Consider the following 23,272-nt stretch of genomic DNA (forward strand, 5'->3'; position numbering starts at 1 on the left):
AGAGGGGTGCAGGGTGGTGCGCGCGTGTCGCGGTGGTGCGCCCCCCGCTCCGTCCCCCTTCCGCGGCCCGTGCGGCCCCGCTGCCGTCCCGGTCCGGCCCCGGTGCGGCCCTGCTGCCGTCCCGGTGCCCGTCACCGTTCTGCGGGCCGGGGGTGGCACCGTCCGCGGGTGTGATACCGATTCGAAGTCAGGGGGTCGCTCCCCGTACCATTCGCCCCATGGCTAAGGCACCCGTTCTCACCCCTCAGGCGGAAGACTTCCCGCGCTGGTACCAGGACCTCATCAACAAGGCCGAGCTGGCCGACAACGGTCCGGTGCGCGGCACCATGGTCATCCGACCGTACGGCTACGGCCTGTGGGAGCGGATGCAGCAGGAGATGGACGCCCGGATCAAGAAGGCCGGCGCGCAGAACGCCTACTTCCCGATGTTCATCCCGCAGTCCTACCTGACCAAGGAAGCCGAGCACGTCGAGGGCTTCGCGCCCGAGCTCGCGGTGGTCACCCACGGCGGCGGCAAGCAGCTGGAGGAGCCGGTCGTCGTCCGGCCCACCTCCGAGACGATCATCAACGAGTACTTCTCGAAGTGGGTGCAGAGCCACCGCGACCTGCCCCTGCTGATCAACCAGTGGGCCAACGTGGTCCGTTGGGAGCTCCGCCCGCGCGTCTTCCTGCGCACCACCGAGTTCCTCTGGCAGGAGGGCCACACCGCCCACGCCACGTACGAGGACGCCCGTGCGTACGCGTCGATGATCCACACCCAGGTCTACGGCGACTTCATGACCAACGTGCTCGGCATCGACGTCGTGCTCGGCCGCAAGACCGCCAAGGAGCGCTTCGCCGGCGCCATCAACACCCTCACCCTCGAAGGCATGATGGGTGACGGCAAGGCGCTGCAGATGGGCACCAGCCACGAGCTGGGTCAGAACTTCGCCAAGGCGTTCAACACCACCTACCAGCTGCAGGGCGCCGAGCGCGAGCACGTCTGGCAGACCTCCTGGGGCGTCTCGACCCGCATGGTCGGCGGCCTGATCATGTCCCACGGCGACGACAACGGCCTGCGGGTTCCCCCGCGCCTGGCCGCGGTCCAGGCCGTCGTGCTGGCGATCAAGGGCGACGACGCGGTCATCGCCAAGGTCCGCGAGATCGGCGCCCAGCTGGAGGCCGCCGGCATCCGGGTCGTGGTCGACGACCGCACCGACACCCCGTTCGGCCGCCGCGCCGTCGACTGGGAGCTCAAGGGCGTCCCGCTGCGCATCGAGGTCGGCCCGCGCGACCTGGAGAACGGCACCGCGATGCTGGCCCGCCGCATCCCGGGCGGCAAGGAGCCGGTCTCCATCGACGCCCTGGCCTCGCTGGTCCCCGGCGTGCTGGAGGAGGACCAGGCGCTGCTGCTGCGCCAGTCCCGCGAGCGCCGCGAGTCCCGCACGGTCGACGTCAAGACCATCGACGAGGCCGTCGAGGCCGCCGCCACCGGCTGGGGCCGGATCTCCTGGGCCGAGCTCGGCCCTGAGGGCGAGGCCAAGCTGGCCGAGCAGGGCGTCACGGTGCGCTGCATCGTCGCGGCCGACGGCTCGGTGCCGGCCTCGGACGACCAGGACGGCAATATCGCGATCGTCGCCCGCGCGTACTGACATCCGCGCGCACCGACATCCGTTCGCTGTCCGTTCCGCATCCGGACGATGTCCGCGCGATGTCCGTTACCTGCTGGTAATGACCGTCGGCGGCGACATTTGCCCGGAATGCGGATGGGTAAGAATCCGGTAACTCTTCCGGGGGAGTGCGGTCAGTGGACATCCCTACTGGCCGGTCAACTCCCGGTATTAACGGAATAGCGGTACGGTGTACGGCCCGTGGCCCTGTCAATCGGCGGGACCACGGGCCGTACGTCCTGGGGGCGACAGCCCGCCCCCCGGGACGGAATTCACCAGGCCCGCCGACTCTGCGACGGGCCGAAACCGGCAGGGGGTTGGTCTTGCGTCAGATCCGGAGCGTGCAATTCGCGCGCGGCCTTGCATTCCTGGGAGTTCCCTGTGAATTCCCGGAGGACGGGAACATGCGGAACATCGGCTCGCACTCCATCGTTGGTCTAGCGTGAGCACGACACAGCCCCTCGTTCTCGCGGCCGAACTGGCCGCCGCCTGGAGTGACATCCAGGCCTACCACCAGGACCTCCCCGACCTGGCCTCGCCCGAGGCCTTGATCGGCGAGTCCTCCTCGGCCTGTGGGACGCGGCTCGGTTTCGAGCGGCTCCTCCACGAGGCTGCCCATGGTCTGGCCGCGGCCCGGGACATCCGGGACACCTCGCGGGCCGGCCGCTACCACAACCGACGCTTCCTGATGCTCGCCTCCGAGCTCGGTCTGGCGCACCCGGTCGAACCGCACGCGAGCAGCGGCTTCTCCCAGGTGACCATGCTCAAGGAGACCCAGGAGCGCTACGCCGGCACCATCGAGCGCCTGGACCGCGCCCTCGGCGCGCACCAGGAAGCGGTGGCCGGTGACGGCGTGACCCGCGCCTTCCGCGGCCCGGCCGCCCGGCACGGCTCCTCCGGGGGCGGCGTCCGGGTCAAGGCGGTCTGCGGCTGCGGGCGCAACGTCCGGGTCGTGCCGTCGGTGCTCGCGCAGGCGTCCATCGTCTGCGGCGCGTGCCAGCAGCCGTTCAAGATCGCGTAAGCGGTCGGCGGTCCGGCGGCCGGCTGTGCGGGCAGCGGCCAGGCCGGAGCGAGCGGTGCGGCAGGCGTGAACGGGCGACCCCGAACAGGGTGGCCGAAGAGCCGTACAACCGAAGAGCGGTACGGCGGCGGGTCCGTGGGCTGGACCGGGAGCGGGGGCTCCCGGTCGAGCCCTGATCGCCGCCCGGCCCGGGTGCAGGCGGTTCGCGCCGGTATGGCAGAATGGACAGCTGAGTACTCGGCAGCCGAGCAGGACCCCTCTCTCCTACGGCTGGCGTGTCCCTTGAACGGTCCGCCCCGCAACCCCACGCGATGGCGACCCGCTCACCCACGTCAACACCAGGAGAATCCACTCCCGTGGCAGTCAAGATCAAGCTCAAGCGTCTCGGCAAGATTCGCTCCCCGCACTACCGCATCGTCGTCGCCGACTCGCGCACCAAGCGTGACGGTCGCGCGATCGAGGAGATCGGCATCTACCAGCCGACCTACAACCCCTCGAAGATCGAGGTCGACAGCGACCGCGCCCAGTACTGGCTGTCCGTCGGCGCCCAGCCGACCGAGCCGGTGCTCGCCATCCTGAAGCTGACCGGCGACTGGCAGAAGTTCAAGGGCCTGCCGGCTCCGGCCCCGCTGAAGGTCGCGGAGCCGAAGGTCGAGGACTTCTCGCACCTGTTCGCCAAGGCCGTCGCCGGCTTCGAGGACGCCACCACCGGCGTCGCCATCACCCCGAAGGCCAAGAAGTCGGACAAGGCCGAGGCTGAGGCCGACGCCGCCGCCGAGGCCTGATCGTGATCGAGGACGCCCTCGACCACTTGGTGAAGGGCATCGTCGAGCACCCCGACGAGGTGCAGGTGCGCTCGCGCAACCTGCGTCGGGGCAACACCATCGAGGTGCGGGTGCACCCCGATGACCTCGGCAAGGTGATCGGCCGGGGCGGCCGCACGGCGCGCGCTCTGCGCACCGTGGTCGGCGCCCTCGGCGGTCGCAACGTCCGGGTCGACCTGGTCGACGTGGACAACGTTCGCTGACGCAGCTGCTCGTTCAGCCGTCAGGGCTCGGGCCGACCGGGACGCCATGCGTCCCGGTCGGCCCTTCTCGTTTCCGCGCGTCCCGCCCGCTCGCGCCATCCGGCGCGTACCGGGCACCAACCATCGCAACCGGCCCTTCGCAGTCCGTCGGGCTTCCCGTTTCGGCTCAGGCTCAGGAACTCCAGGAGAACGATCACCGTGCAGCTCGTCGTCGGCAGGATCGGCCGTGCCCACGGCATCAGGGGGGACGTCAGTGTCGAGGTCCGCACCGACGAGCCGGAGCTCCGGCTCGGGCCGGGTGCGGTCGTGCTCACCGACCCCGCGTCGGCCGGGCCGCTGACCGTCGAGTCCGGCCGGGTGCACAGCGGCCGACTGCTGCTGCGCTTCGCCGGCGTCAAGGACCGCAACGCGGCCGAGGCGCTCCGGGGCACTCTGCTCATCTCCGAGGTCGACCCGGAGGAGCGCCCGGACGACCCGGAGGAGTACTACGACCACCAGTTGATCGGCCTGGACGTGGTACTGCTCGACGGCACCCTGGTCGGCGAGCTCACCGAGGTCGTCCACCTGCCGTACCAGGACCTGCTCACGGTGAAGAAGCCCGACGGGACGGAGGTGCTGGTGCCCTTCGTCAGCCAGATCGTGCCGACCATCGACCTGGAGAACCAGCGTGCGGTGATCACCCCGCCGGCCGGGCTGATCGACCCGGAGCAGGCCGAGGTCGCCGGAACGTCCTCGGCCGAGGGTTCTGAGGGCTCTGAGGGCTCCGAGGGTTCGGAGGAGTCGGAGTGACCGTCGAGGAGAGCGGCGGTGTGCCGGGCGGTGCGGTGCCGGGCGGCGCGGTACCCACCGAGGCGGTGCAGAGCGGCGCGGTGCAGAGCGGGATGCGGATCGACGTCGTCACGATCTTCCCCGAGTACCTGGAGCCGCTGAACATCTCGCTGGTCGGCAAGGCCCGCGCGCGCGGGCAGCTGGACGTGCACGTCCACGACCTGCGGGAGTGGACCCACGACGTGCACCGCACGGTGGACGACAGCCCGTACGGCGGCGGTCCCGGCATGGTGATGAAGCCCGAGCCGTGGGGCGAGGCGCTGGACGCGGTGGTCGCCGGCGGGCCCGAGGGCGAGCTGCCCACCCTGGTCGTGCCGACCCCGAGCGGGCGCCCGTTCACCCAGGAGCTCGCCCAGGAGCTGGCCGGCCGGCCCTGGCTGGCCTTCACCCCCGCGCGGTACGAGGGCATCGACCGCCGGGTGATCGAGGAGGCGGCCACCCGGATGCCGGTGGTCGAGGCCTCGATCGGCGACTACGTGCTGGCCGGCGGCGAGGTCGCGGTGCTGGTGATGGTCGAGGCGATCGCCCGGCTGCTCCCCGGGGTGCTGGGCAACGCCGAGTCCCACCGCGACGACTCCTTCGCGCCGGGCGCGATGGCCGACCTGCTGGAGGGCCCGGTCTACACCAAGCCCGCCGAGTGGCGCGGCCGCACCGTGCCGGACGTGCTGCTCAGCGGCAACCACGGCCGGATCGCCCGCTGGCGGCGGGAGCAGGCCTTCGCCCGCACTCTGGTGAACCGGCCCGACCTGGTCGAGCGCTGGCAGTACGGCGCCTTCGACAAGAAGGACCGGGAGGCGCTCGGTTTCCTCGGCCTCGCCTGGGACGAGCGGCTCGGCCGATTTCGGTCCGTGGCCGGTGATGTGGAAGAATAGGCCGCTGCTGTCTGTCGCTGGTCCCTTCTCGTAGGGGGCACGTGGACCGGCGCCCCCGCCACGGGGGGACCGTCGTCAGCCGATGCGGCCCGCAGCAGACCCCATTGTGACGATTTTCCGTGGGCGGCCCGTGGCGCCTGCGATGGAGAGCAACATGAGCAACAAGCTCGCTGCTGTCGACGCGGCCTCGCTGCGTAGCGACATTCCGGCCTTCCGCGCCGGTGACACCCTGAAGGTGCACGTCCGGGTCATCGAGGGCAACCGCTCCCGTGTCCAGGTCTTCCAGGGCGTCGTCATCCGCCGCCACGGCGCCGGTATCGGTGAGACCTTCACCGTCCGCAAGGTCAGCTTCAACGTCGGCGTGGAGCGCACCTTCCCGGTGCACACCCCGGTCGTCGAGAAGATCGAGGTCGTGACCCGCGGTGCGGTTCGCCGCGCCAAGCTGTACTACCTGCGTGACCTCCGCGGCAAGGCCGCGAAGATCAAGGAGAAGCGCGACCGCTGATCCACCGGCCCCCGGCCTGGCCGGGGGATCGGATCGCTCTGGGGGGCCGAACGGCCGCACGGTAAGCTCACCCCCCGATGAGCACGCACGAACCACCCGCGGACCGCGACGGCAGTCCCGCACCCACCGGTGCGGACTCGCTGTCGCGGTCCGCGGTCGTTCCCGGGGGAGGCGCCGGGGCGGATTCCCGGGCCGTGCCCGGGGAAGCGACGACCGGGACGGCGGTTGCCGCCGCCGGGGGAGCCACCGGTGCCGCTGCCGGGGAAGTCACTGGGGAAGCCACCGGTGAAGCCGCCGCGGCAGCCGGCGAGGGCTCGGAGCAGGACACGGAGCAGAACTCGGGCGAGGACCCGAAGCGGGACGGGGAGCCGGCCGCGGAGCAGGAGGAGGAACCGGGCCACTCGCGCTCGCGCGACCTGCTGCTCTTGGCGGGGATCTGCCTGGTGGCCCTGCTCCTGGTGAACGCCTTCGTGGTGCGGCCGTTCACGGTGCCCTCCGGTTCGATGGAGGACACCCTGCGCCCCGGCGACCGGCTGCTGGCCAACCAGCTGGCGTACGCCTTCGGCGGTCACCCCCAGCGGGGCGACGTCGTGGTCTTCGACGGGACGGGCTCCTTCCTCCCCGAGTCGGCGAAGCCGGGCGGCTTCGGGGACGGGGTGCGTTCGCTCGCCCGGGACCTCGGGCTGGCCCCGGCCGGGAACACCGTCTACGTCAAGCGCGTGATCGGCGTCGGCGGGGACCGGGTGACCAGCACCGGCCCGGGCGCGCCGATCACCGTCAACGGCGTTCCGGTGGACGAGACCTCCTACCTGTCCCCGGGGGACGACGCGTCGAGCGTGGCCTTCGACGTGGTGGTGCCGACCGGTGAGTTGTGGGTGATGGGCGACCACCGCAGTGCCTCCAGGGACTCCCGCGACCACCTCGGTGAGCCCGGCGGTGGCTTCGTGCCGGAGGAGAAGGTGATCGGTCGCGCGGACTGGGTGGTCTACCCGTTCTCGCGTTGGGCCGGCCTGGACCGGCCCGCGGTCTTCGCCGCGACTGCGGGGACGGGTGGTCATGGGGACCAGGGGTAGGGGCCGGATCGCCGAGCGCCCGGTCGACGGGCCGGCCGGCACCGGTCCGGAGAGCGTCGGGTCCGCCACGGCTACGCCGGTACGCGGCCGGGCCGAGCGCCGCCGCACCGCCCGGCGGGCGGCCCGTCGGCGCAAGCGGTCGCTGGTGCGCGAGATCCCGATGATCATCCTGGTGGCCCTGCTGGTGGCGCTGGTGATGAAGACCTTCCTGATCCAGGTGTTCGTGATCCCCTCGGGCTCGATGGAGCAGACCATCCGGATCGGGGACCGGGTGCTGGTGGACAAGTTGACCCCCTGGTTCGGCAGCGAGCCGCAGCGCGGCGACGTGGTGGTGTTCAAGGACCCCGGCGGCTGGCTGGAGAGCGACCGCAAGCCCTCCGGCGACGGCCCGGTGCTGGCCGGGGCCAAGCACGTGCTGACCTTCGTGGGCCTGCTGCCGTCCGACAACGAGCAGGACCTGATCAAACGGGTGATCGGCGTCGGCGGGGACACCGTCGAGTGCTGTGACGCGCAGGGACGGCTCAGCGTCAACGGCCGTCCGGTGGACGAGACCTACCTCGCCCCCGGCAACCCGCCGTCCCGCCAGCCCTTCAAGGTGCAGGTGCCGCAGGGGCGGCTGTGGGTCATGGGCGACCACCGGGACGTCTCCGCCGACTCCCGCTTCCACATGGGCAATCCGGGCCAGGGCACGATCCCGCTGAGCGGCGTGGTCGGTCGCGCGTTCGTGATCGCCTGGCCGCTGGACCGCTTCCATCAACTCGACGTGCCGAGTTCACTCTCCTCTCTCGCGCGGGCCCCGCAGGCCGGTGGAACTGCCGCGGAATCCGTGGGCGTTGGGCCGGTTCCTGTGGAACCTCCGCTCGTTATGGGTGTGTTGGGCATCCTTCCGTTCGTCGTTCGTCGGCCGCGGCGGCCTCCGGATTGAGCGGCGCGGGCCGCCGACCGGCCGGGCCTCGCGTGTGGGACCGCGAGCCGGATGCCTCGGAGTGATAGAGAAGTGCAGGTGCGGCCGGGAGTGGTCCCGGTCGCGCGCCGAGGCTGTGCTGGTGTCAGGGGACCCCGCGATGGGCAGCCCTGAGGCGTTCACGGTCCTGGCGAGCGTGGTGCCCGCTGTGCGGCACTTTGAGCGCGGGCGCGCGGGCGTCCGCACAGCAGGGAGGAGACGTTGTGGGGGATTTGGTGATCGGCGCCCGCTCGGGCGCCGGAGAGCCCGAGGGCCCAGGCCGTCGGGCGGCCCGGTCCGCCGAGCCGTCAGCGCCCTCGGCCGCCGTCGAGGACGCCGCGGCCCAGACCGCCGACGAGCAGGGCGCCGGGGCCGAGGACTCGCCGGAACCCTCGCACCCGGACTCCGGCCCGGCGGACGGGTCGGAGTCGGAGGCTCCGGCCAAACCGAACAAGCAGCGCTCCTTCTGGAAGGAACTGCCGATCCTGGTCGGGATCGCGCTGATCCTCGCGCTCGTGATCAAGACCTTCTTCGTCCAGGCGTTCTCCATTCCGTCGGAGTCGATGCAGAACACGCTGCAGGTCGGCGACCGGGTCCTGGTGGACAAGCTGACCCCCTGGTTCGGTGCCGAGCCCGAGCGCGGCGAGGTCGTGGTGTTCCACGACCCGGGCGGCTGGCTGAACGACGAGCCGACCCCGCAGAGCAGCAACTCCTTCGTCCGCGGCCTGCAGGACGTGCTCAGCTTCGTCGGCCTGATGCCCTCCGCCAACGAGAAGGACCTGATCAAGCGGGTCATCGCGGTCGGCGGGGACACCGTCGAGTGCGAGGGCGAGGGGCCGGTCAAGGTCAACGGCGTCGCGCTGAACGAGCCGTACGTCTACCAGGGCAACACCCCCTGCGGTGACCACCCCTTCGCACCGGTCAAGGTGCCGAAGGGCCGGATCTGGGTGATGGGCGACCACCGGGCGAACTCGCTGGACTCCCGCTTCCACATGGACCAGCCGGGCGGCGGCACCGTGCCGGTGGACAACGTGATCGGACGCGCCTTCGTGGTGGCCTGGCCGATCGACCACTGGTCGACGCTGCCGGTGCCGGACACCTTCGACCAGAAGGGCCTGGCGGCGGCCGCGCCGATGGCGCCCCCCGTGGCCGGTGCGGTGGGGGCCGTCGCCCTGCTCCCGCTGGTGCGTCGGGTGCGGGGCCGGGAGGAGCGGCGCAAGGAGTCCTGAGCTCCACCGGCTTGCCCCCGACCCTTGCGCGGGCCGTGGTACCGACGAGTAATCTGCTCGGACGTGCCACGGCCCGTCGGCGTTCCCGCCGGTGCCTCCGGCGTGCCAGTGTTCTCCGGTCGGCCAGAGGTGGACGGTGTCGATGAGCAGCAGTGTCGTGGACCAGACGGCCGACCGACCGGCCGCGCCCGCCCCTGAGCGCCGGCGGCCCGCCGCGGTGCTGCAGGGCGTCGCGCTGGCGCTCGGGCTGGTGCTGATGATCGGCGGCTTCGCCCTCATCGCGGTCGACTACCGGCCGTACAACATCCCCACCGCCTCGATGCACCCGACGCTGCAGGCCGGGGACACCGTGCTCGCCCGCAAGGTCGGCGGCGGGGCCGTCGGCCGGGGCGACGTGGTGGTCTTCCGGGACCAGGCCTGGGGCGGCGAGCTCATGGTCAAGCGGGTGGTGGCGGTCGGCGGGGACACCGTCGCCAGCAGCGGGGACAACCGTCGGCTGACGGTCAACGGACAGCCGGTGGACGAGCCCTACCTGGCGACGCAGGGCCGGCAGGGCGAGTCGTTCAGCGTGACCGTGCCGGAGGGCCGGCTGTTCCTCCTCGGCGACAACCGGGTCGGCTCGCTCGACTCCCGCACCCACCTGGAGGTCGACGGCGGGACCGTGCCGGCCGACGCCGTCGAGGCCAGGGTCGAGGCCACCCTGCAGCCCTTCGGCCGCGCGGGCCTGCTCGCCCGGACCACGGCCTTCGAAGGCTTCGCAGGGGCGAAGGCCTCGCAGCCCGGCCCGCTGGAGCCCGCCGCCTACGCCACCGTCGGCGGCGCGGCGCTGATCCTGGTGACCTCGGCGGTCGGCGGGGTGGCGGGCCTGGCCCGCCGACTCCGCCGGGGGCGGAGCTCCTGAACGCGGCCGTCGCGGTGCGGGCCGCTCTGTCGAACATCGCCCCGGACGGCCGCGCCGGGTGGCAGGATCGGTAACGCCACCGATGCGAACGGAAGGAGCGTGGAGGGCTGCCATGACAGCACAGCGCCGCAAGGCGGCGCGGATCCTGCTGCTGGACGGGCTGGACCGCATCCTCCTCTTCCTGGGCGCCGACCCGGCCGTCCCCGGGGAGACGTGGTGGTTCACGCCCGGTGGCGGCTTGGAGGCGGGGGAGGACGTGCGCGAGGCCGCCGCGCGGGAGCTCGCGGAGGAGACCGGCTTGCGGGGCGTGGACCTGGGACCCTTGGTGGCGTACGGCACGGTGTCGTTCTCCTTTCGGGGACAGCGCTACGAGCAGGAGCAGTGGTTCCACCTGGCCCGGACCACGGAGACGGGCCTGGACCACTCGGACATGGGCGCGGACGAACACGCCCAGCTGCTCGCGACGCGCTGGTGGACGGTCGAGGAACTGAGGGGGACCGCCGAGACGGTCTATCCGGTCGGCCTGGCCGACTTCCTGGAACGGCTGCTGGTCGAGGGCCCGCCGGTGGATCCGGTACGGCTCTGACCGTGGGTGCGGTGGTCCACAATGGGTGGACGTGACAAGTTGAGGGGACGCCTGGATGAGTGCCGAAGATCTCGAGAAGTACGAGACCGAGATGGAGCTCAAGCTCTACCGGGAGTACCGGGACGTCGTCGGCCTGTTCAAGTACGTGATCGAGACCGAACGACGGTTCTACCTCACCAATGACTACGAGCTGCAGGTGCACTCGGTCCAGGGCGAGGTGTTCTTCGAGGTGTCGATGGCGGATGCGTGGGTCTGGGACATGTACCGGCCGGCCCGGTTCGTCCGCAAGGTCCGGGTGCTGACCTTCAAGGACGTGAACATCGAGGAACTCGCGAAGAGCGACCTGGAGCTGCCCTCGGACGAGTCCGGCTTCGGGAACTGACGTTGAACGACTCCCTCCCGCGTTGTCCAGCCGAATATCGCGGGACCGGGGCTTCTCACCCTTGCGGGTGACGGAAAACGTCGGTCGACCCGAGTTATCCACAGGGAAACGGAATTTCCGGACCCCGAAGCACGCGGTGGTGCAGCCTCCTCGGCGGAGGTGGTCACCATGCAGCACACCGTCGTGCAGGACCAGGCCGTACCGGACGCGGCCGTGCCCGGGGGCACGTCGCGGGGCATCCCGGACCGCAGCACCAACCACGGGCTCGGCCGCTACGGCGAGCGGGTCGCCGCCCGCCACCTCGCGGAGGCCGGGCTCCGCATCCTGGACCGCAACTGGCGCTGCGCCGAGGGCGAGCTGGACATCGTCGCCCTCGACGGCGACACGGTGGCGGTCTGCGAGGTGAAGACCCGCTCCGAGCGGGGCTTCCAGCAGCCCACCGAGGCCATCGACCAGGCCAAGGCCGCGCGGCTGCGGCGACTGGCCGAGCGCTGGATGTCCGAGCGCTGGCCCGGGCACTTCGCCCGGCTGGCCGGGGCCGACGACGACGCGGCGCCGACGGACCCGCACTGGCCGCCCGCCCCGCCGGGCGGGGTACGGATCGACCTGGTCGCCGTGGTCAACCGGGCGCGGGGTGCGGCCGTGGTCGACCACCTGCGGGGGGTGGTCTGAGATGGCCTTCGCCCGTACCTGTTCCGTCGCGCTGGTCGGCGTCGACGGCGTGATCGTCGAGGTCCAGGCCGATCTGGAGCCCGGGGTGGCCGCGTTCACCCTGGTCGGCCTGCCCGACAAGGCGCTCACCGAGGCCCGCGACCGGGTCCGCGCCGCGGTGGTCAACAGCGGCGAGGCCTGGCCGCAGCGCAAGCTCACGGTCGGCCTCAGCCCCGCCTCGGTGCCCAAGAGCGGCAGCGGCTTCGACCTCGCGGTGGCCTGCGCGGTGCTGGCCGCCGCCGAGCGGCTCGACCCCTCGTCCATCGCCGAACTGCTGATCATCGGCGAGCTGGGGCTGGACGGCCGGGTGCGACCGGTGCGCGGGGTGCTGCCGTCGGTGCTGGCCGCCGCCGAGGCCGGCTACCAGAGGGTGGTGGTCGCCGAGCAGACCGCGCCCGAGGCCTCGCTCGTCCCCGGGGTGACGGTGATCGGCGTCCGCAGCCTGCGCCAGCTGGTCGCGATCCTGACCGGCGCGCCGCCGCCGGAGGAACCGCCCGATCCGATCGGTGGCCGCCCGGATCCGCTGATGGCCGGGCTGATGCTGCCCAGCGCGAGCGTGCGGGGCCTGTCCGACGACAAGGCGGCCCGCCTCGACATGGCCGACGTGGCCGGCCAGTACGAGGCGCGGCGAGCCCTGGAGATCGCCGCCGCCGGCGGACACCACCTCTATCTGAAGGGCCCGCCCGGCGCGGGGAAGACCATGCTGGCGGAGCGGCTGCCCGCGCTGCTGCCGCCGCTGACCCAGAAGGAGGCGCTGGAGGTCACCGCCGTGCACTCGGTGGCGGGCCTGCTGCCGGTCGGGCGTCCGCTGATCGACACCGCGCCCTACTGCGCCCCGCACCACTCCACCACGATGCCCGCGATCGTGGGCGGCGGCAGCGGTCTGCCGAGGCCGGGCGCCGTCTCGCTGGCCCACCGGGGCGTGCTGTTCCTGGACGAGGCTCCGGAGTTCCCGGTCCGGGTGCTCGACGCGCTGCGCCAGCCGCTGGAGTCGGGTGAGGTGGTGATCGCCCGCTCGGCCGGGTCGCTCCGGCTCCCGGCCCGCTTCCTCCTGTGCCTGGCCGCCAACCCGTGCCCGTGCGGTCGGCACTCCCGGCGGGGCGAGGGCTGCGAGTGCACCCCGGCAATGGTCAGCCGCTACCAGGGGCGGTTGTCCGGGCCGCTGCTGGACCGGGTCGACCTCCAGGTCCAGGTCGCCCCGGTGACGCGGGCCGAGCTCATGGAGCGGGACGCCTCGGCGGAGAGCACCGAGACCGTCGCGGCCCGGGTGCTGGCCGCACGGGAGCGGGCGGCGGCCCGGCTGGCGAACACCCCGTGGCGGACCAACGCGGAGGTCCCGGGCCACGAGCTGCGCACCCGCTGGCAGCTCGCGTCGGGCGCGCTCAACGACGTCGCGCGCCAGCTGGAGCGGGGGCTGCTGACCGCCCGGGGCCTGGACCGGGTGCTCCGGGTCGCCTGGACGGTGGCCGACCTCGCCGGCCGGGACCGGCCGGACCAGCGGGACATCCGCACCGCCCTGGTCCTGCGCACCGGGGTGGAGCAGGGACTGCCGTTGACCGAACGGATCTTCGGTCGGCCCGGGGGCATTCCGGCCCAGCGCAGCGGCCCGCCGGACAGCGGCCGACCGGGGGCACACGAGCAGGCTGCTGAGAACACGGAGGACGAGGCATGAACCGGCTGCTGCGGCACCCCCGGACAGAGCACCCCCACACCGAGCACCCCCACACCGAGCACCCCCACACCGAGCACGCCCACACCGAGCACGCCCGAACCGAGCACCCCGGAGCGGAAGACTCCCGAACGCCGTGCGCGGCGGGTGCCGAGCCCCAGGTCCTCGACACCGCCGGCACCACCGGCACCGCCGCGTCGCGCGAGCCCGAGCGCGTCGCCCGCGCCCTGCTCAGCCGCCTCAGCGAACCGGGGGACGCGGTGGTCGGCCGCTGGCTCGCCCGGCTCCCCGCCGTCGAAGTGGTCGAGGCGATCCGGGCCGGCACCGTCCCCGACCACCCCGGCCTGGACTCCGCCCGGCTGACCGGCTACCAGGCGAGACTCCCGGGGCTGGACGGGGAGACGGACCTGAAACGGGTACGGCACGTCGGTGGCCGGTTCATCATTCCGGGGGACACGGAATGGCCCAGCCAGCTCGACGACCTGGGCGACGGCCGGCCGGTCGGGATCTGGACGGTCGGCACCGGCTCACTCCGGTTGCTCGCGCTCCGCTCGGTCGCGATGGTGGGGTCGCGCGCCTGCACGGCCTACGGCGCCCATGTCGCCGGGGAGCTGGCGGCCCAACTGGCCGAGCGCGGTTGGGTGGTGGTGTCCGGCGCCGCCTACGGGATCGACGCGGCCGCCCACCGCGGCGCACTCGCCGTCGGCGGGATGACGGTCGCGGTGCTCGCCTGCGGAGTCGACGTGGCCTACCCCAAGGGCAACGCCGAGCTGATCCGGCGGATCGGCGTCCAGGGCCTGTTGCTCAGTGAACTCCCGCCCGGGGAGCACCCGAACCGCTTCCGCTTCGTCCTCCGCAACCGGGTCATCGCCGCGCTCACCCGCGGCACCGTGGTCGTCGAGGCGGCCGTGCGCAGCGGAGCCCTGAGCACGGCCAGGCGGGCGCGGGACCTCAACCGCCACACCATGGGCGTCGCCGGCCCGGTGACCTCGGAGCTCTCGGCCGGGGTGCACGCCCTGATCCGCAGCGGCGCCGCCACGCTGGTCACCGACGCGGCCGAGATCACCGATTTGATCGGGGCGATCGGGGAGGACCTGGCCCCGCAGCGCAGTGGCCCGGTGCTGCCGCGCGACCTGCTGGAGCCCGCGGTGGCCCGGGTGCTGGAGGCCGTACCGGCGACGGCGGAGGGCGCGCCCGTCGAACGACTGGCCCGCCAGTCAGGCCTCCCGCCGGACGAAGTGCTCCAGCGGCTCTACGAGTTGGGCTCGCTCGGCTACGTCGAGCGACACGGCGCGCACTGGCGCATCGTGCGGAGGAGGTGAGCGCGGGGGCGGAGAACAGGCGTGCGCCGAGGCAGGGCGCGTCCGAACGGCCCGGCTGACCTGCAGATCCGGTTCTTCCGCTCGTGTGCCCGGATCCGGTGACTGAACGCCACCGGATCGGGGGACGACCGAGTGGCGGTAGCGCTTTGCAGTGAGTCGGTCACGCTACGCTCCACATGCCTTCCCTATCAGCACATGACTCGGCAGAACGGCGCAGACCAACGCATGCCCACACACATTCCCGGACACAGAGTGACCGGTGGCGCTCGGTCCTCGGGAGGGCCGCGGACCGAGCGGCACCCGGCGACCGAGTTCCCGTCCAAGTCGGCGGGGACGATGGGAGGCCTGTCGCGCCAGGGCGGCCGGCCGACGGTGGTACCCGGCCAGCCCGCGGACGCGGCCCGCGGCGCCGAGGCGGCCCCGGCCGCCGACCCGCCGGTGGACCCGCCCGCGCACCGGACCGCCGACACGTCCGCCGACCCACCCCCGGACACGGGGCCGACCGGCCGGGAGGCCGCGACCCAGGGACGCAGTGCGCTCGAAGAGCTCTGGCGTTCCTACAAGGAGACCGGCGACCAGCGGTTGCGCGAGCAGCTGATCCTGCACTACTCACCGCTCGTCAAGTACGTGGCGGGGCGGGTCGGGGTCGGTCTGCCCTCCAACGTCGAACAGGCGGACTTCGTCTCCTCCGGGGTCTTCGGGCTGATCGACGCGATCGAGAAGTTCGACATCGGTCGCGCCATCAAGTTCGAGACCTACGCGATCAGCCGCATCCGCGGCGCGATCATCGACGAGCTGCGCGCCCTGGACTGGATCCCGCGCTCGGTGCGGCAGAAGGCGAAGGCGGTCGAGCGGACGTACGCGACGCTGGAGGCCCGGCTGCGCCGGACGCCGAACGATCCCGAGGTCGCCGCCGAGATGGGCATCGCGATCGAGGACCTGCACGCCATCTTCAGCCAGTTGTCGCTCGCCAACGTGGTGGCCCTGGACGAGTTGCTCCACCCGGTGGGGGAGGGCGGCGACCGGCTGAGCCTGATGGACACCCTGGAGGACCACGGCGCGGACAACCCGGTCGAGGTGGCCGAGGACCGCGAGCTGCGCAGACTGCTGGCCCAGGCGATCAACACCCTCCCCGAGCGGGAGAAGACCGTGGTGACGCTCTACTACTACGAGGGGCTCACCCTCGCCGAGATCGGGCAGGTGCTGGGGGTGACGGAGAGTCGGGTGAGTCAGATCCACACCAAGTCCGTCCTCCAGCTGCGGGCCAAGCTCTCGGACGTCCGGTAGCGCACCGGTCCGGCGGCGTACGGGCCCGGTCGGGCCGGATTCGCCCCGGGCGGGGCCACGGGCCCTCCGGGTGCGCGGCGCCGTGTCGGCCGTGGGTAGGGCTCCGTAGAGTGGGAGCGTGCCGAAGATCCGAGCGGCCACGGTGGCCGAGCATCGCCAGCTGCAGCGGGCAGCCCTCCTCGACGCTGCCCGCACCCTGCTCACCGAGGGCGGCAAGGAGGCGCTGACCTTCCCCGCGCTCGCGGCGCGCACCGGGCTGGCGCGCTCCTCGGTCTACGAGTACTTCCGCTCGCGCGCCGCGGTGGTCGAGGCGCTCTGCGAGGTGGACTTCCCGCTGTGGGCGGCCGAGATCGAGGCCGGGATGGCGAGCTGTGACACGGCCGCCGAGCGGATCGAGGCGTACGTCCGCGGTCAGCTGGCGCTCGCCGCCGACCCTCGCCACCGCGCGGTCGTGGCGATCTCGGCGCTGGAGCTCGACGAGGCAGCGCGCGAGCGCATCCGGGCGGCGCACGGCAAGCTGGCCGGTCTGGTCGTCCAGGCGCTGGAGGACCTGGGCCACGAGCAGCCCCGGCTCGCCGCGGCGCTGTTGCAGGGGGTCGTGGAGGCGGCCGTCCGCCGGGCCGAGCAGGTGGCGGGAGGCCGCACCGGCTGTCTGGCCGAGAACCCCGGGGAGATCGCGGACACCGCCGTCGCCTTCGCGCTGCACGGCCTCAGCCGGGAGTGACCGGCAGCTCGCCCGTCACCGCCTACCCGACCACCGCCTGCCCGACCACCGCCTGCCCCGCCCCTGGGGGCCCGGCCCCTGTCGGCGCCCGCCCGGACCCCGTCGGTCCGGTGCCCGCCGGTTCCGGGCCCAGCGGCAGCAGCCGTGCGGCTCCCGCGCCGAGCAGCGCCAACGGGTCCAGGTAGCGGCCTCCGCGCAGCAGCCCCCAGTGCAGGCAGTCGCGCGCGGAGCAGTGCCGCCCGTCCGGGGCGAGCCGCCCGATCACCTGCCCGGCGGCCACCGGGGTGCCGACCGGGAGGGCGCCGGTGACGGGCAGGTAGGTGGTCCGGAGCGGGGGAGAGCCCGAGCCCGGGTGGGAGACCGTCACCACCGGACGCCCGGCCACCTGCCCGGAGAACACGACCACTCCGCCCGCGGCCGCCCGTACCTCCGTACCGGCCACGGCGGCGAGGTCCACTCCCCGGTGTCCCGCGGCCCAGGGCTTCGACGGCGGGTCGAACCGCCCCAGGACCCCGCCGGGCCCGCCCACCGGCCAGGCCCGCGCACCTCCGGAGCCACCGGAGCCACCCGAGGCACCTCCGGAGCCACCGGACGCACCTGCGGCCCTCGGAGTCACCGAAGCGCCCGCGGCCCCCGAAGCCCGCGCGGCCCCCGGCACCCCGAGCACCCCCGCCACCGCCATCACCACCCCCACCGCGACCGCCCCCCGGACACCGACGAACCACGCGCGACCACCCATGCGCGAAGGCTCGCCGCTCGGGCCGTCCCCGCACCACCCACATCCGGATGCCTGTGGACAAACCGCCCCCCGGGCCGATCGCCGTCCCCCGGACGGGTGTACGGATGCCGCCATCCGGTGTACAAGGGGCATGCCCGCGGCGGTCGGCGGGCAGAGAGCCGAACCGGTGCCCGAGCGCTCCCCGGGGCCGCCGTCGCCCCTCGCCGGCCCGTCCGTCCGGGCCCTTCCCAGGCTCTTCCCGGTTCCCCGGCGGGCCTGTGGCCGCTCGTGAAGTCGCCCGCCACTCGGCGCTTCCCGTACACTTCACACGCGACCCGGTCCGCCGGGTCGACTTCGCACGCCCCGCCACCGGTGGTCGGACGCGGTTCTCCCGCGGCCCCGCCAGGTGCGAGTGCCGCTCGGTCCGCCGAGCCCGACCGGCCCCCGGGCCGAGAGGGCGGAAGCGGCTCGGCACGTTCGGGGCGTCAGGCGTGGCTGTCACCTGGCCGCCACGGACAAACCGAGACTGACCCGGCTGTGGGCGATCGCTCCGAGGAGCTGCCGCCGCCGGGCCGTAACACCTGAGGAGCACGGCAATGGCCGTCGTCACGATGCGGGAGCTGCTGGAGAGCGGCGTCCACTTCGGTCACCAGACCCGCCGCTGGAACCCGAAGATGAAGCGCTTCATCATCACCGAGCGCAACGGCATCTACATCATCGACCTCCTGCAGTCGCTGAACTACATCGACCGCGCCTTCGAGTTCATCAAGGAGACCGTTGCCCACGGCGGCAGCGTCCTCTTCGTCGGCACGAAGAAGCAGGCCCAGGAGGCCATCGCCGAGCAGGCCACCCGCGTGGGCATGCCCTACGTGAACCAGCGCTGGCTCGGCGGCATGCTGACCAACTTCTCGACCGTCTACAAGCGCCTGCAGCGCCTGAAGGAGCTCGGCGAGCTGGACTTCTCGGACGTGGCCGGCTCCGGCCTCACCAAGAAGGAGCTCCTGGTCCTCCAGCGCGAGCACGACAAGCTGGAGAAGACCCTCGGCGGTATCCGCGACATGCAGCGCGTTCCCAGCGCCGTCTGGATCGTGGACACCAAGAAGGAGCACATCGCGGTCGGCGAGGCCCGGAAGCTCAACATCCCGGTCGTCGCCATCCTCGACACCAACTGTGACCCGGACGAGGTCGACTACAAGATCCCGGGCAACGACGACGCCATCCGCTCCGTCACCCTGCTGACCCGCGTGATCGCCGACGCCGTGGCCGAGGGCCTGAAGGCCCGCGCCGGTGTCGCCAAGGGCGACGCCAAGGCCGAGCCGGGTGCCGACCAGCCGCTGGCCGACTGGGAGAAGGACATCCTCGAGGGCGAGAAGAAGGCCGAGGAGGCCCCCGCCGCCGCCGAGGCCCCGGCCGCCGAGGCTCCGGCCGAGCAGGCCTGACGTACCAAGGGTGAGGGGCACCCGCCGGTACGAAGCCGGCAGGTGCCCCTCTCTCCCGCGCCGGGACCGAACCACCGGTCCCGGCGCAACTCCACGCAGACACGCGAGACGCGAGAAGAGATTCACACCATGGCGAACTTCACCGCCGCGGACGTCAAGAAGCTCCGTGAGCTCACCGGCGCCGGCATGATGGACTGCAAGAAGGCCCTGGACGAGGCCGAGGGCAACGTCGAGAAGGCCGTCGAGCTCCTGCGCATCAAGGGCCAGAAGGGCGTTGCCAAGCGCGAGGGCCGCGACGCCTCCAACGGCGCCGTTGCCGCTCTGATCGCCGAGGACAAGAAGTCCGGCGTCCTGGTCGAGCTGAACTGCGAGACCGACTTCGTCGCCAAGGGTGACAACTTCGTCAAGGTCGCCGACGCGATCGCCGCCCACGTCGCCAAGAGCGCCCCGGCCGACCTGGACGCCGCCCTGGCCTCCGAGATCGAGCCCGGCAAGACCGTCCAGCAGTTCGTGGACGAGGCCAACGCGACCCTGGGCGAGAAGATCGTCTTCCGTCGCTTCGCGCAGTTCGACGGTGACGGCTTCGTCGCGGTCTACCTGCACAAGACCAGCCCCGACCTGCCGCCGGCCGTCGGCGTCCTGGTCGAGCTGGACAAGGAGAACGCCGAGGTCGCCAAGGACGTCGCGCAGCACATCGCCGCGTTCGCTCCGAAGTACCTGTCCCGCGAGGAGATCCCGGCCGAGGAGCTCGACAACGAGCGCCGCGTCGCCGAGGCCACCGCGCGCGAGGAGGGCAAGCCGGAGGCCGCCCTGCCGAAGATCGTCGAGGGCCGCGTCACCGGCTTCGTGAAGGAGAACTCCGTCCTGGAGCAGGCCTTCGCGAAGGACAACAAGAAGACCGTCGCCAAGGTCCTCGAGGAGAACGGCGTCGCCCTCAAGCGCTTCGCCCGCTTCCGCGTCGGCGCCTGAGCGACGTTCCACCTGGTCCCCGGCCCCCTTACGCTGGGAACCGCCCCCGCCCACTGACCGGGGCGGGAGGAACGCCGAACGGGCTCACCCAGCGCCAACCGTCCACGGGCGGGCTCGCGTCGGCACCATGAACGACGAGGAGGCCATTGCCGTGCAGGACACCGAACCGGTTCCCGCGGCAGTGGCCTCCTCGCGTGTACGCGCAGGCGGGGCATCCGCACACCCGCGCCTGTGACCAGTAGGTGCAAAAAGGAGAAGTCCATGCAGGAGACGCAGGAGACCGCGCAGGACCCCAGGGACGGCTCGCGCCGCCGGGTGCTGCTGAAGCTGTCCGGTGAAGCCTTCGCCGGTGGCGGCGGGCTCGGCGTCGACCCGGACGTCGTGCACGCGATCGCCCGCGAGATCGCCACGGTCGTCCGCGCCGGTACCGAGGTCGCGGTGGTCATCGGCGGCGGCAACTTCTTCCGGGGCGCCGAGCTGCAGGTCCGCGGTATGGACCGGGCCCGCTCCGACTACATGGGCATGCTCGGCACCGTGATGAACTGCCTGGCGCTGCAGGACTTCCTGGTCAAGGAGGGCATCGAGACCCGGGTCCAGACCGCCATCACCATGGGCCAGGTCGCCGAGCCGTACCTGCCGCTGCGGGCCGTCCGGCACCTGGAGAAGGGCCGCGTGGTGATCTTCGGCGCGGGTATGGGCATGCCGTACTTCTCCACCGACACCACGGCCGTCCAGCGCGCGCTGGAGATCCACGCCGACGTCCTGCTGATGGGCAAGAACGGCGTGGACGGCGTCTACGACTCCGACCCGCGCACCAACCCGGACGCGGTCAAGTTCGACGCGCTGGAGTACTCCGAGGTCATCGCGCGCGACCTCAAGGTGGCCGACCTCACCGCGATCACGCTGTGCAAGGACAACAACCTCCCGATGCTGGTCTTCGAACTGCTGGCGGAGGGCAATATCGCGCGTGCGGTGAAGAGTGAGAAGATCGGCACACTCATCAGCCAGGATTCTGTCCGGGCCTGAGCAGCAGCCAGCCGTACGGAACGGCGCGGGCGCCGCGACCGGCCACCGCGCCGACACCGGTCGGAACAACCGCAGATGAACCGGACAGGGAGACCACAGTGATCGAAGAGACCCTCCTCGAGGCCGAGGAGAAGATGGAGAAGGCCGTCAGCGTCGCCAAGGACGACCTCGCGGCCATCCGCACCGGCCGCGCGCACCCGGCGATGTTCGCCAAGATCGTCGCGGAGTACTACGGCGCCATCACGCCGATCAACCAGCTGGCCTCGTTCTCGGTGCCGGAGCCGCGGATGGCGGTCGTCTCGCCGTTCGACAAGACCGCGCTGAAGGCCATCGAGCAGGCGATCCGCGACTCCGACCTGGGCGTCAACCCGTCCAACGACGGTTCGATCATCCGCGTGGTGCTGCCGGAGCTCACCGAGGAGCGCCGCCGGGAGTTCATCAAGATCGCCCGCACCAAGGGCGAGGACGCCAAGGTCTCGATCCGTTCGGTGCGCCGCAAGGCCAAGGACGCCATCGACAAGCTGGTCAAGGACGGCGAGGTCGGCGAGGACGACGGCCGCCGCGCCGAGAAGGAGCTCGACGACACCACGGCCAAGTACGTGGCCCAGGTCGACGAGCTGCTGAAGCACAAGGAAGCCGAGCTGCTCGAGGTCTGATGAACGACGCCCCTGACGCCCCTGGCTACTGGGGCCCGTCCGACCAGCAGTTCCAGCCCTACCGCCCGGCGCCGCAGCCTCAGGCACCCCGTACCCCGGCCCACCCGGCGCCGGGGTACGGCGAGCCGCCGGCGCCGGCGCAGGGCCACCCCGGCCACCCGGGAGCGCCGGATGGCGCTCCCGCGGAGCCGGGCCTCCGTTCGGATCACTCGCAGCAGCCTCCGGTGTACTGGGGCGGCGACGCGGAGGAGACTCGGGTCATGCCTCCCGTACCGGCCGACCCCGGCCCGCCTCCCGGTGCGCCCGTCGGCACCGGACCGGCCGACCCCGCCGCGGGGCCGGCCCGGCAGGCCGGCCGGCTGAGCGGCCCGCTGTTCCGTGACGAGCAGCCCGAGACCGCACCGCCCGGCGTGACGGAGACGGTCGTGCTGCGCGCGATATCCGACGACGCCTCCCCCGCCCCCGGCCACGGCACCCCGCCGTACCCGGGGGCACCGGTGCATCCCGCGCCGCCGCCCAGCCACCCGGCGGCCGGGCACCCCCACTTCGTGCCGTCGTCCCATCCAGGGCAGGAGACACCCGTGGCCGCCCAGCCCGACCCGCAGCCGCAGCCGCGCAAGCAGCGCGGTGGCCGTAACCTCCAGGCCGCCATAGGCGTGGGGGTCGGTCTCGGCGCGGTGATCGTCGCCTCGCTGTTCGTGGTGAAGGCGCTGTTCCTGGTCGTCGTGATGGCCGCGGTGGCGGTCGGCGTCTGGGAGCTGACCAGCCGGCTCGCCGAGCGCAAGCAGATCAAGGCGCCGCTGGTCCCGCTGGTCGTCGGCGGCGTCGCCATGGTCGCCACCGGCTACTGGTCCGGGATCCAGTGGGCCGCGGCCGCGCTCGCGCTGACCGGGCTGGCGGTGATGGTCTGGCGGATGGCCGAGCCGCCGGAGAACTACCTGCGGGACATAACTGCGGGGGTGTTCACCGCCTTCTACGTGCCGTTCCTGGCCACCTTCGTGGCGATGATGCTGGCGGCCGACGACGGCCCCCAGCGGATCGTGCTCTTCCTGATCGTCACCATCTGCAGCGACACCGGCGCCTACGCCGTGGGTTACAAGTTCGGCAAGACCAAGCTGGCCCCGACGATCAGCCCCGGCAAGACCCGCGAGGGCCTGGCCGGTGGCATCGCCCTGTCGATGCTGGCGGGCGCGCTGCTGATGCAGCTGATCATCGACGACGGCAGCTGGTGGCAGGGCCTGATCCTGGGCGGCTGCGCGGCGGTCACCGCGACCCTGGGCGACCTGGGCGAGTCGATGATCAAGCGCGACCTCGGGATCAAGGACATGGGCACCCTGCTGCCCGGCCACGGCGGCATCATGGACCGGCTGGACTCGCTGCTGCCGACCGCTCCGGTGGTCTGGTTGCTGCTGGCGGCCTTCGTCGGCAGCTGATCCGCGCGTACGAAGAGAGGGCCCCGGACGCCTGGCGTCCGGGGCTCCGTGCTTTCCGGGGGGCGGAACCACCATGAGCGTTCCGGGAGAGAACTCACGGGAAAATCACAGAAATCCCTACCCGGGCGTTTCCCCCCGGGAGGGATTCTTTGCGTGTACATGGGGCTGTTTTGGGGCGGTCCGGAAAGCGTCCCGGTCCGGCAGGAAACACTTGGGCAACGGTCTTCGCGAGCGGTTCCGGGCCTCCTGGAGGGGGTGGTCCTGGAGGGGGCCGACCGGGAGCTCGGACGGCCGCGACCGGA

24 protein-coding genes are annotated in these 23,272 nt (G+C 72.3%); 23 read left to right on the forward strand and 1 reads right to left on the reverse strand.

The features are described 5' to 3' along the window. Positions 1 to 218: 218 nt before the first annotated feature. From proS to ACIRD3_RS35125, 18 genes are all read left to right on the forward strand, one after another. Positions 219 to 1,631, forward strand: coding sequence for a proline--tRNA ligase (gene proS / locus ACIRD3_RS35040; protein WP_402224705.1), 1,413 nt, complete (start codon positions 219 to 221; stop codon positions 1,629 to 1,631). A 460-nt stretch (positions 1,632 to 2,091) separates the two neighbouring features. Further along, the gene (locus tag ACIRD3_RS35045) at positions 2,092 to 2,670 is read left to right on the forward strand and encodes a hypothetical protein (protein ID WP_402224707.1); all 579 of its coding nucleotides are present in this window, start codon (positions 2,092 to 2,094) and stop codon (positions 2,668 to 2,670) included. 356 nt (positions 2,671 to 3,026) lie between these two features. After that, the gene (gene rpsP, locus ACIRD3_RS35050; RefSeq protein ID WP_097236094.1) at positions 3,027 to 3,455 is read left to right on the forward strand and encodes a 30S ribosomal protein S16; all 429 of its coding nucleotides are present in this window, start codon (positions 3,027 to 3,029) and stop codon (positions 3,453 to 3,455) included. Between the two features lie 2 nt (positions 3,456 to 3,457). Continuing rightward, positions 3,458 to 3,697, forward strand: coding sequence for an RNA-binding protein (locus ACIRD3_RS35055; RefSeq protein ID WP_402224709.1), 240 nt, complete (start codon positions 3,458 to 3,460; stop codon positions 3,695 to 3,697). Positions 3,698 to 3,895: 198 nt separating this feature from the next. After that, positions 3,896 to 4,486 carry a ribosome maturation factor RimM gene (gene rimM, locus ACIRD3_RS35060; protein ID WP_402224711.1) on the forward strand — a complete coding sequence of 197 codons (591 nt, stop codon included), beginning with the start codon at positions 3,896 to 3,898 and terminating at the stop codon, positions 4,484 to 4,486. 92 nt (positions 4,487 to 4,578) lie between these two features. Beyond that, entirely contained in the window at positions 4,579 to 5,397 is an 819-nt protein-coding gene (gene trmD / locus ACIRD3_RS35065; protein WP_402224760.1) for a tRNA (guanosine(37)-N1)-methyltransferase TrmD, read from the forward strand. A gap of 154 nt (positions 5,398 to 5,551) precedes the next feature. Next, positions 5,552 to 5,902: a 50S ribosomal protein L19 gene (rplS, locus tag ACIRD3_RS35070; RefSeq protein WP_030306736.1), complete on the forward strand. Its 351-nt coding sequence runs from the start codon at positions 5,552 to 5,554 to the stop codon at positions 5,900 to 5,902. 194 nt (positions 5,903 to 6,096) lie between these two features. Next, positions 6,097 to 6,975 carry a signal peptidase I gene (gene lepB / locus ACIRD3_RS35075; protein WP_402224714.1) on the forward strand — a complete coding sequence of 293 codons (879 nt, stop codon included), beginning with the start codon at positions 6,097 to 6,099 and terminating at the stop codon, positions 6,973 to 6,975. Beyond that, entirely contained in the window at positions 6,959 to 7,900 is a 942-nt protein-coding gene (gene lepB, locus ACIRD3_RS35080) for a signal peptidase I (RefSeq protein ID WP_402224716.1), read from the forward strand. The genes lepB (ACIRD3_RS35075) and lepB (ACIRD3_RS35080) overlap by 17 nt, the downstream gene beginning before the upstream one ends. 242 nt (positions 7,901 to 8,142) lie before the next feature. After that, complete coding sequence (gene lepB / locus ACIRD3_RS35085) at positions 8,143 to 9,147, forward strand: signal peptidase I (protein ID WP_402224718.1); 1,005 nt, start codon at positions 8,143 to 8,145, stop codon at positions 9,145 to 9,147. A gap of 142 nt (positions 9,148 to 9,289) precedes the next feature. Beyond that, entirely contained in the window at positions 9,290 to 10,048 is a 759-nt protein-coding gene (gene lepB, locus ACIRD3_RS35090; RefSeq protein ID WP_402224720.1) for a signal peptidase I, read from the forward strand. 112 nt (positions 10,049 to 10,160) lie between these two features. Beyond that, a complete protein-coding gene (locus ACIRD3_RS35095; RefSeq protein ID WP_402224723.1) occupies positions 10,161 to 10,634 on the forward strand; it encodes an NUDIX hydrolase in 474 nt (157 codons plus the stop codon). 55 nt (positions 10,635 to 10,689) lie between these two features. Then, on the forward strand, positions 10,690 to 11,016 hold the full coding sequence (locus ACIRD3_RS35100; RefSeq protein WP_030056781.1) for a DUF2469 domain-containing protein: 327 nt from the start codon (positions 10,690 to 10,692) through the stop codon (positions 11,014 to 11,016). Positions 11,017 to 11,184: 168 nt separating this feature from the next. Continuing rightward, positions 11,185 to 11,688: a YraN family protein gene (locus ACIRD3_RS35105; RefSeq protein WP_402224725.1), complete on the forward strand. Its 504-nt coding sequence runs from the start codon at positions 11,185 to 11,187 to the stop codon at positions 11,686 to 11,688. A 1-nt stretch (position 11,689) separates the two neighbouring features. Beyond that, positions 11,690 to 13,399: a YifB family Mg chelatase-like AAA ATPase gene (locus ACIRD3_RS35110; RefSeq protein ID WP_402224727.1), complete on the forward strand. Its 1,710-nt coding sequence runs from the start codon at positions 11,690 to 11,692 to the stop codon at positions 13,397 to 13,399. After that, on the forward strand, positions 13,396 to 14,718 hold the full coding sequence (gene dprA, locus ACIRD3_RS35115) for a DNA-processing protein DprA (protein ID WP_402224728.1): 1,323 nt from the start codon (positions 13,396 to 13,398) through the stop codon (positions 14,716 to 14,718). The genes ACIRD3_RS35110 and dprA overlap by 4 nt, the downstream gene beginning before the upstream one ends. 336 nt (positions 14,719 to 15,054) lie before the next feature. Beyond that, the gene (gene whiG, locus ACIRD3_RS35120) at positions 15,055 to 16,005 is read left to right on the forward strand and encodes an RNA polymerase sigma factor WhiG (protein ID WP_402224731.1); all 951 of its coding nucleotides are present in this window, start codon (positions 15,055 to 15,057) and stop codon (positions 16,003 to 16,005) included. Between the two features lie 142 nt (positions 16,006 to 16,147). After that, on the forward strand, positions 16,148 to 16,729 hold the full coding sequence (locus ACIRD3_RS35125) for a TetR/AcrR family transcriptional regulator (RefSeq protein ID WP_402224762.1): 582 nt from the start codon (positions 16,148 to 16,150) through the stop codon (positions 16,727 to 16,729). Positions 16,730 to 16,751: 22 nt separating this feature from the next. On the opposite strand, the gene ACIRD3_RS35130 is transcribed toward ACIRD3_RS35125, so the two are convergent. Continuing rightward, positions 16,752 to 17,186, reverse strand: coding sequence for a peptidoglycan DD-metalloendopeptidase family protein (locus ACIRD3_RS35130; protein WP_402224733.1), 435 nt, complete (start codon positions 17,184 to 17,186; stop codon positions 16,752 to 16,754). A gap of 857 nt (positions 17,187 to 18,043) precedes the next feature. Here ACIRD3_RS35130 and rpsB point away from each other — a divergent pair. The 5 genes from rpsB to ACIRD3_RS35155 all read left to right on the forward strand — a co-directional run bounded on the left by rpsB (position 18,044) and on the right by ACIRD3_RS35155 (position 22,970). Beyond that, the gene (gene rpsB, locus ACIRD3_RS35135; protein WP_402224735.1) at positions 18,044 to 18,886 is read left to right on the forward strand and encodes a 30S ribosomal protein S2; all 843 of its coding nucleotides are present in this window, start codon (positions 18,044 to 18,046) and stop codon (positions 18,884 to 18,886) included. Positions 18,887 to 19,015: 129 nt separating this feature from the next. Beyond that, positions 19,016 to 19,855 carry a translation elongation factor Ts gene (gene tsf, locus ACIRD3_RS35140; protein WP_402224737.1) on the forward strand — a complete coding sequence of 280 codons (840 nt, stop codon included), beginning with the start codon at positions 19,016 to 19,018 and terminating at the stop codon, positions 19,853 to 19,855. 261 nt (positions 19,856 to 20,116) lie between these two features. After that, positions 20,117 to 20,881, forward strand: coding sequence for a UMP kinase (pyrH, locus tag ACIRD3_RS35145; protein WP_329929692.1), 765 nt, complete (start codon positions 20,117 to 20,119; stop codon positions 20,879 to 20,881). A gap of 98 nt (positions 20,882 to 20,979) precedes the next feature. Further along, the gene (gene frr / locus ACIRD3_RS35150) at positions 20,980 to 21,537 is read left to right on the forward strand and encodes a ribosome recycling factor (protein ID WP_402224740.1); all 558 of its coding nucleotides are present in this window, start codon (positions 20,980 to 20,982) and stop codon (positions 21,535 to 21,537) included. A gap of 260 nt (positions 21,538 to 21,797) precedes the next feature. Continuing rightward, positions 21,798 to 22,970, forward strand: a complete 1,173-nt coding sequence (locus ACIRD3_RS35155) for a phosphatidate cytidylyltransferase (protein WP_402224742.1) — start codon at positions 21,798 to 21,800, stop codon at positions 22,968 to 22,970. The last annotated feature ends 302 nt before the right edge of the window (positions 22,971 to 23,272 follow it).

The organism is Kitasatospora sp. NPDC093550 (assembly GCF_044764985.1).
In the GTDB taxonomy this organism is placed as follows: domain Bacteria; phylum Actinomycetota; class Actinomycetes; order Streptomycetales; family Streptomycetaceae; genus Kitasatospora.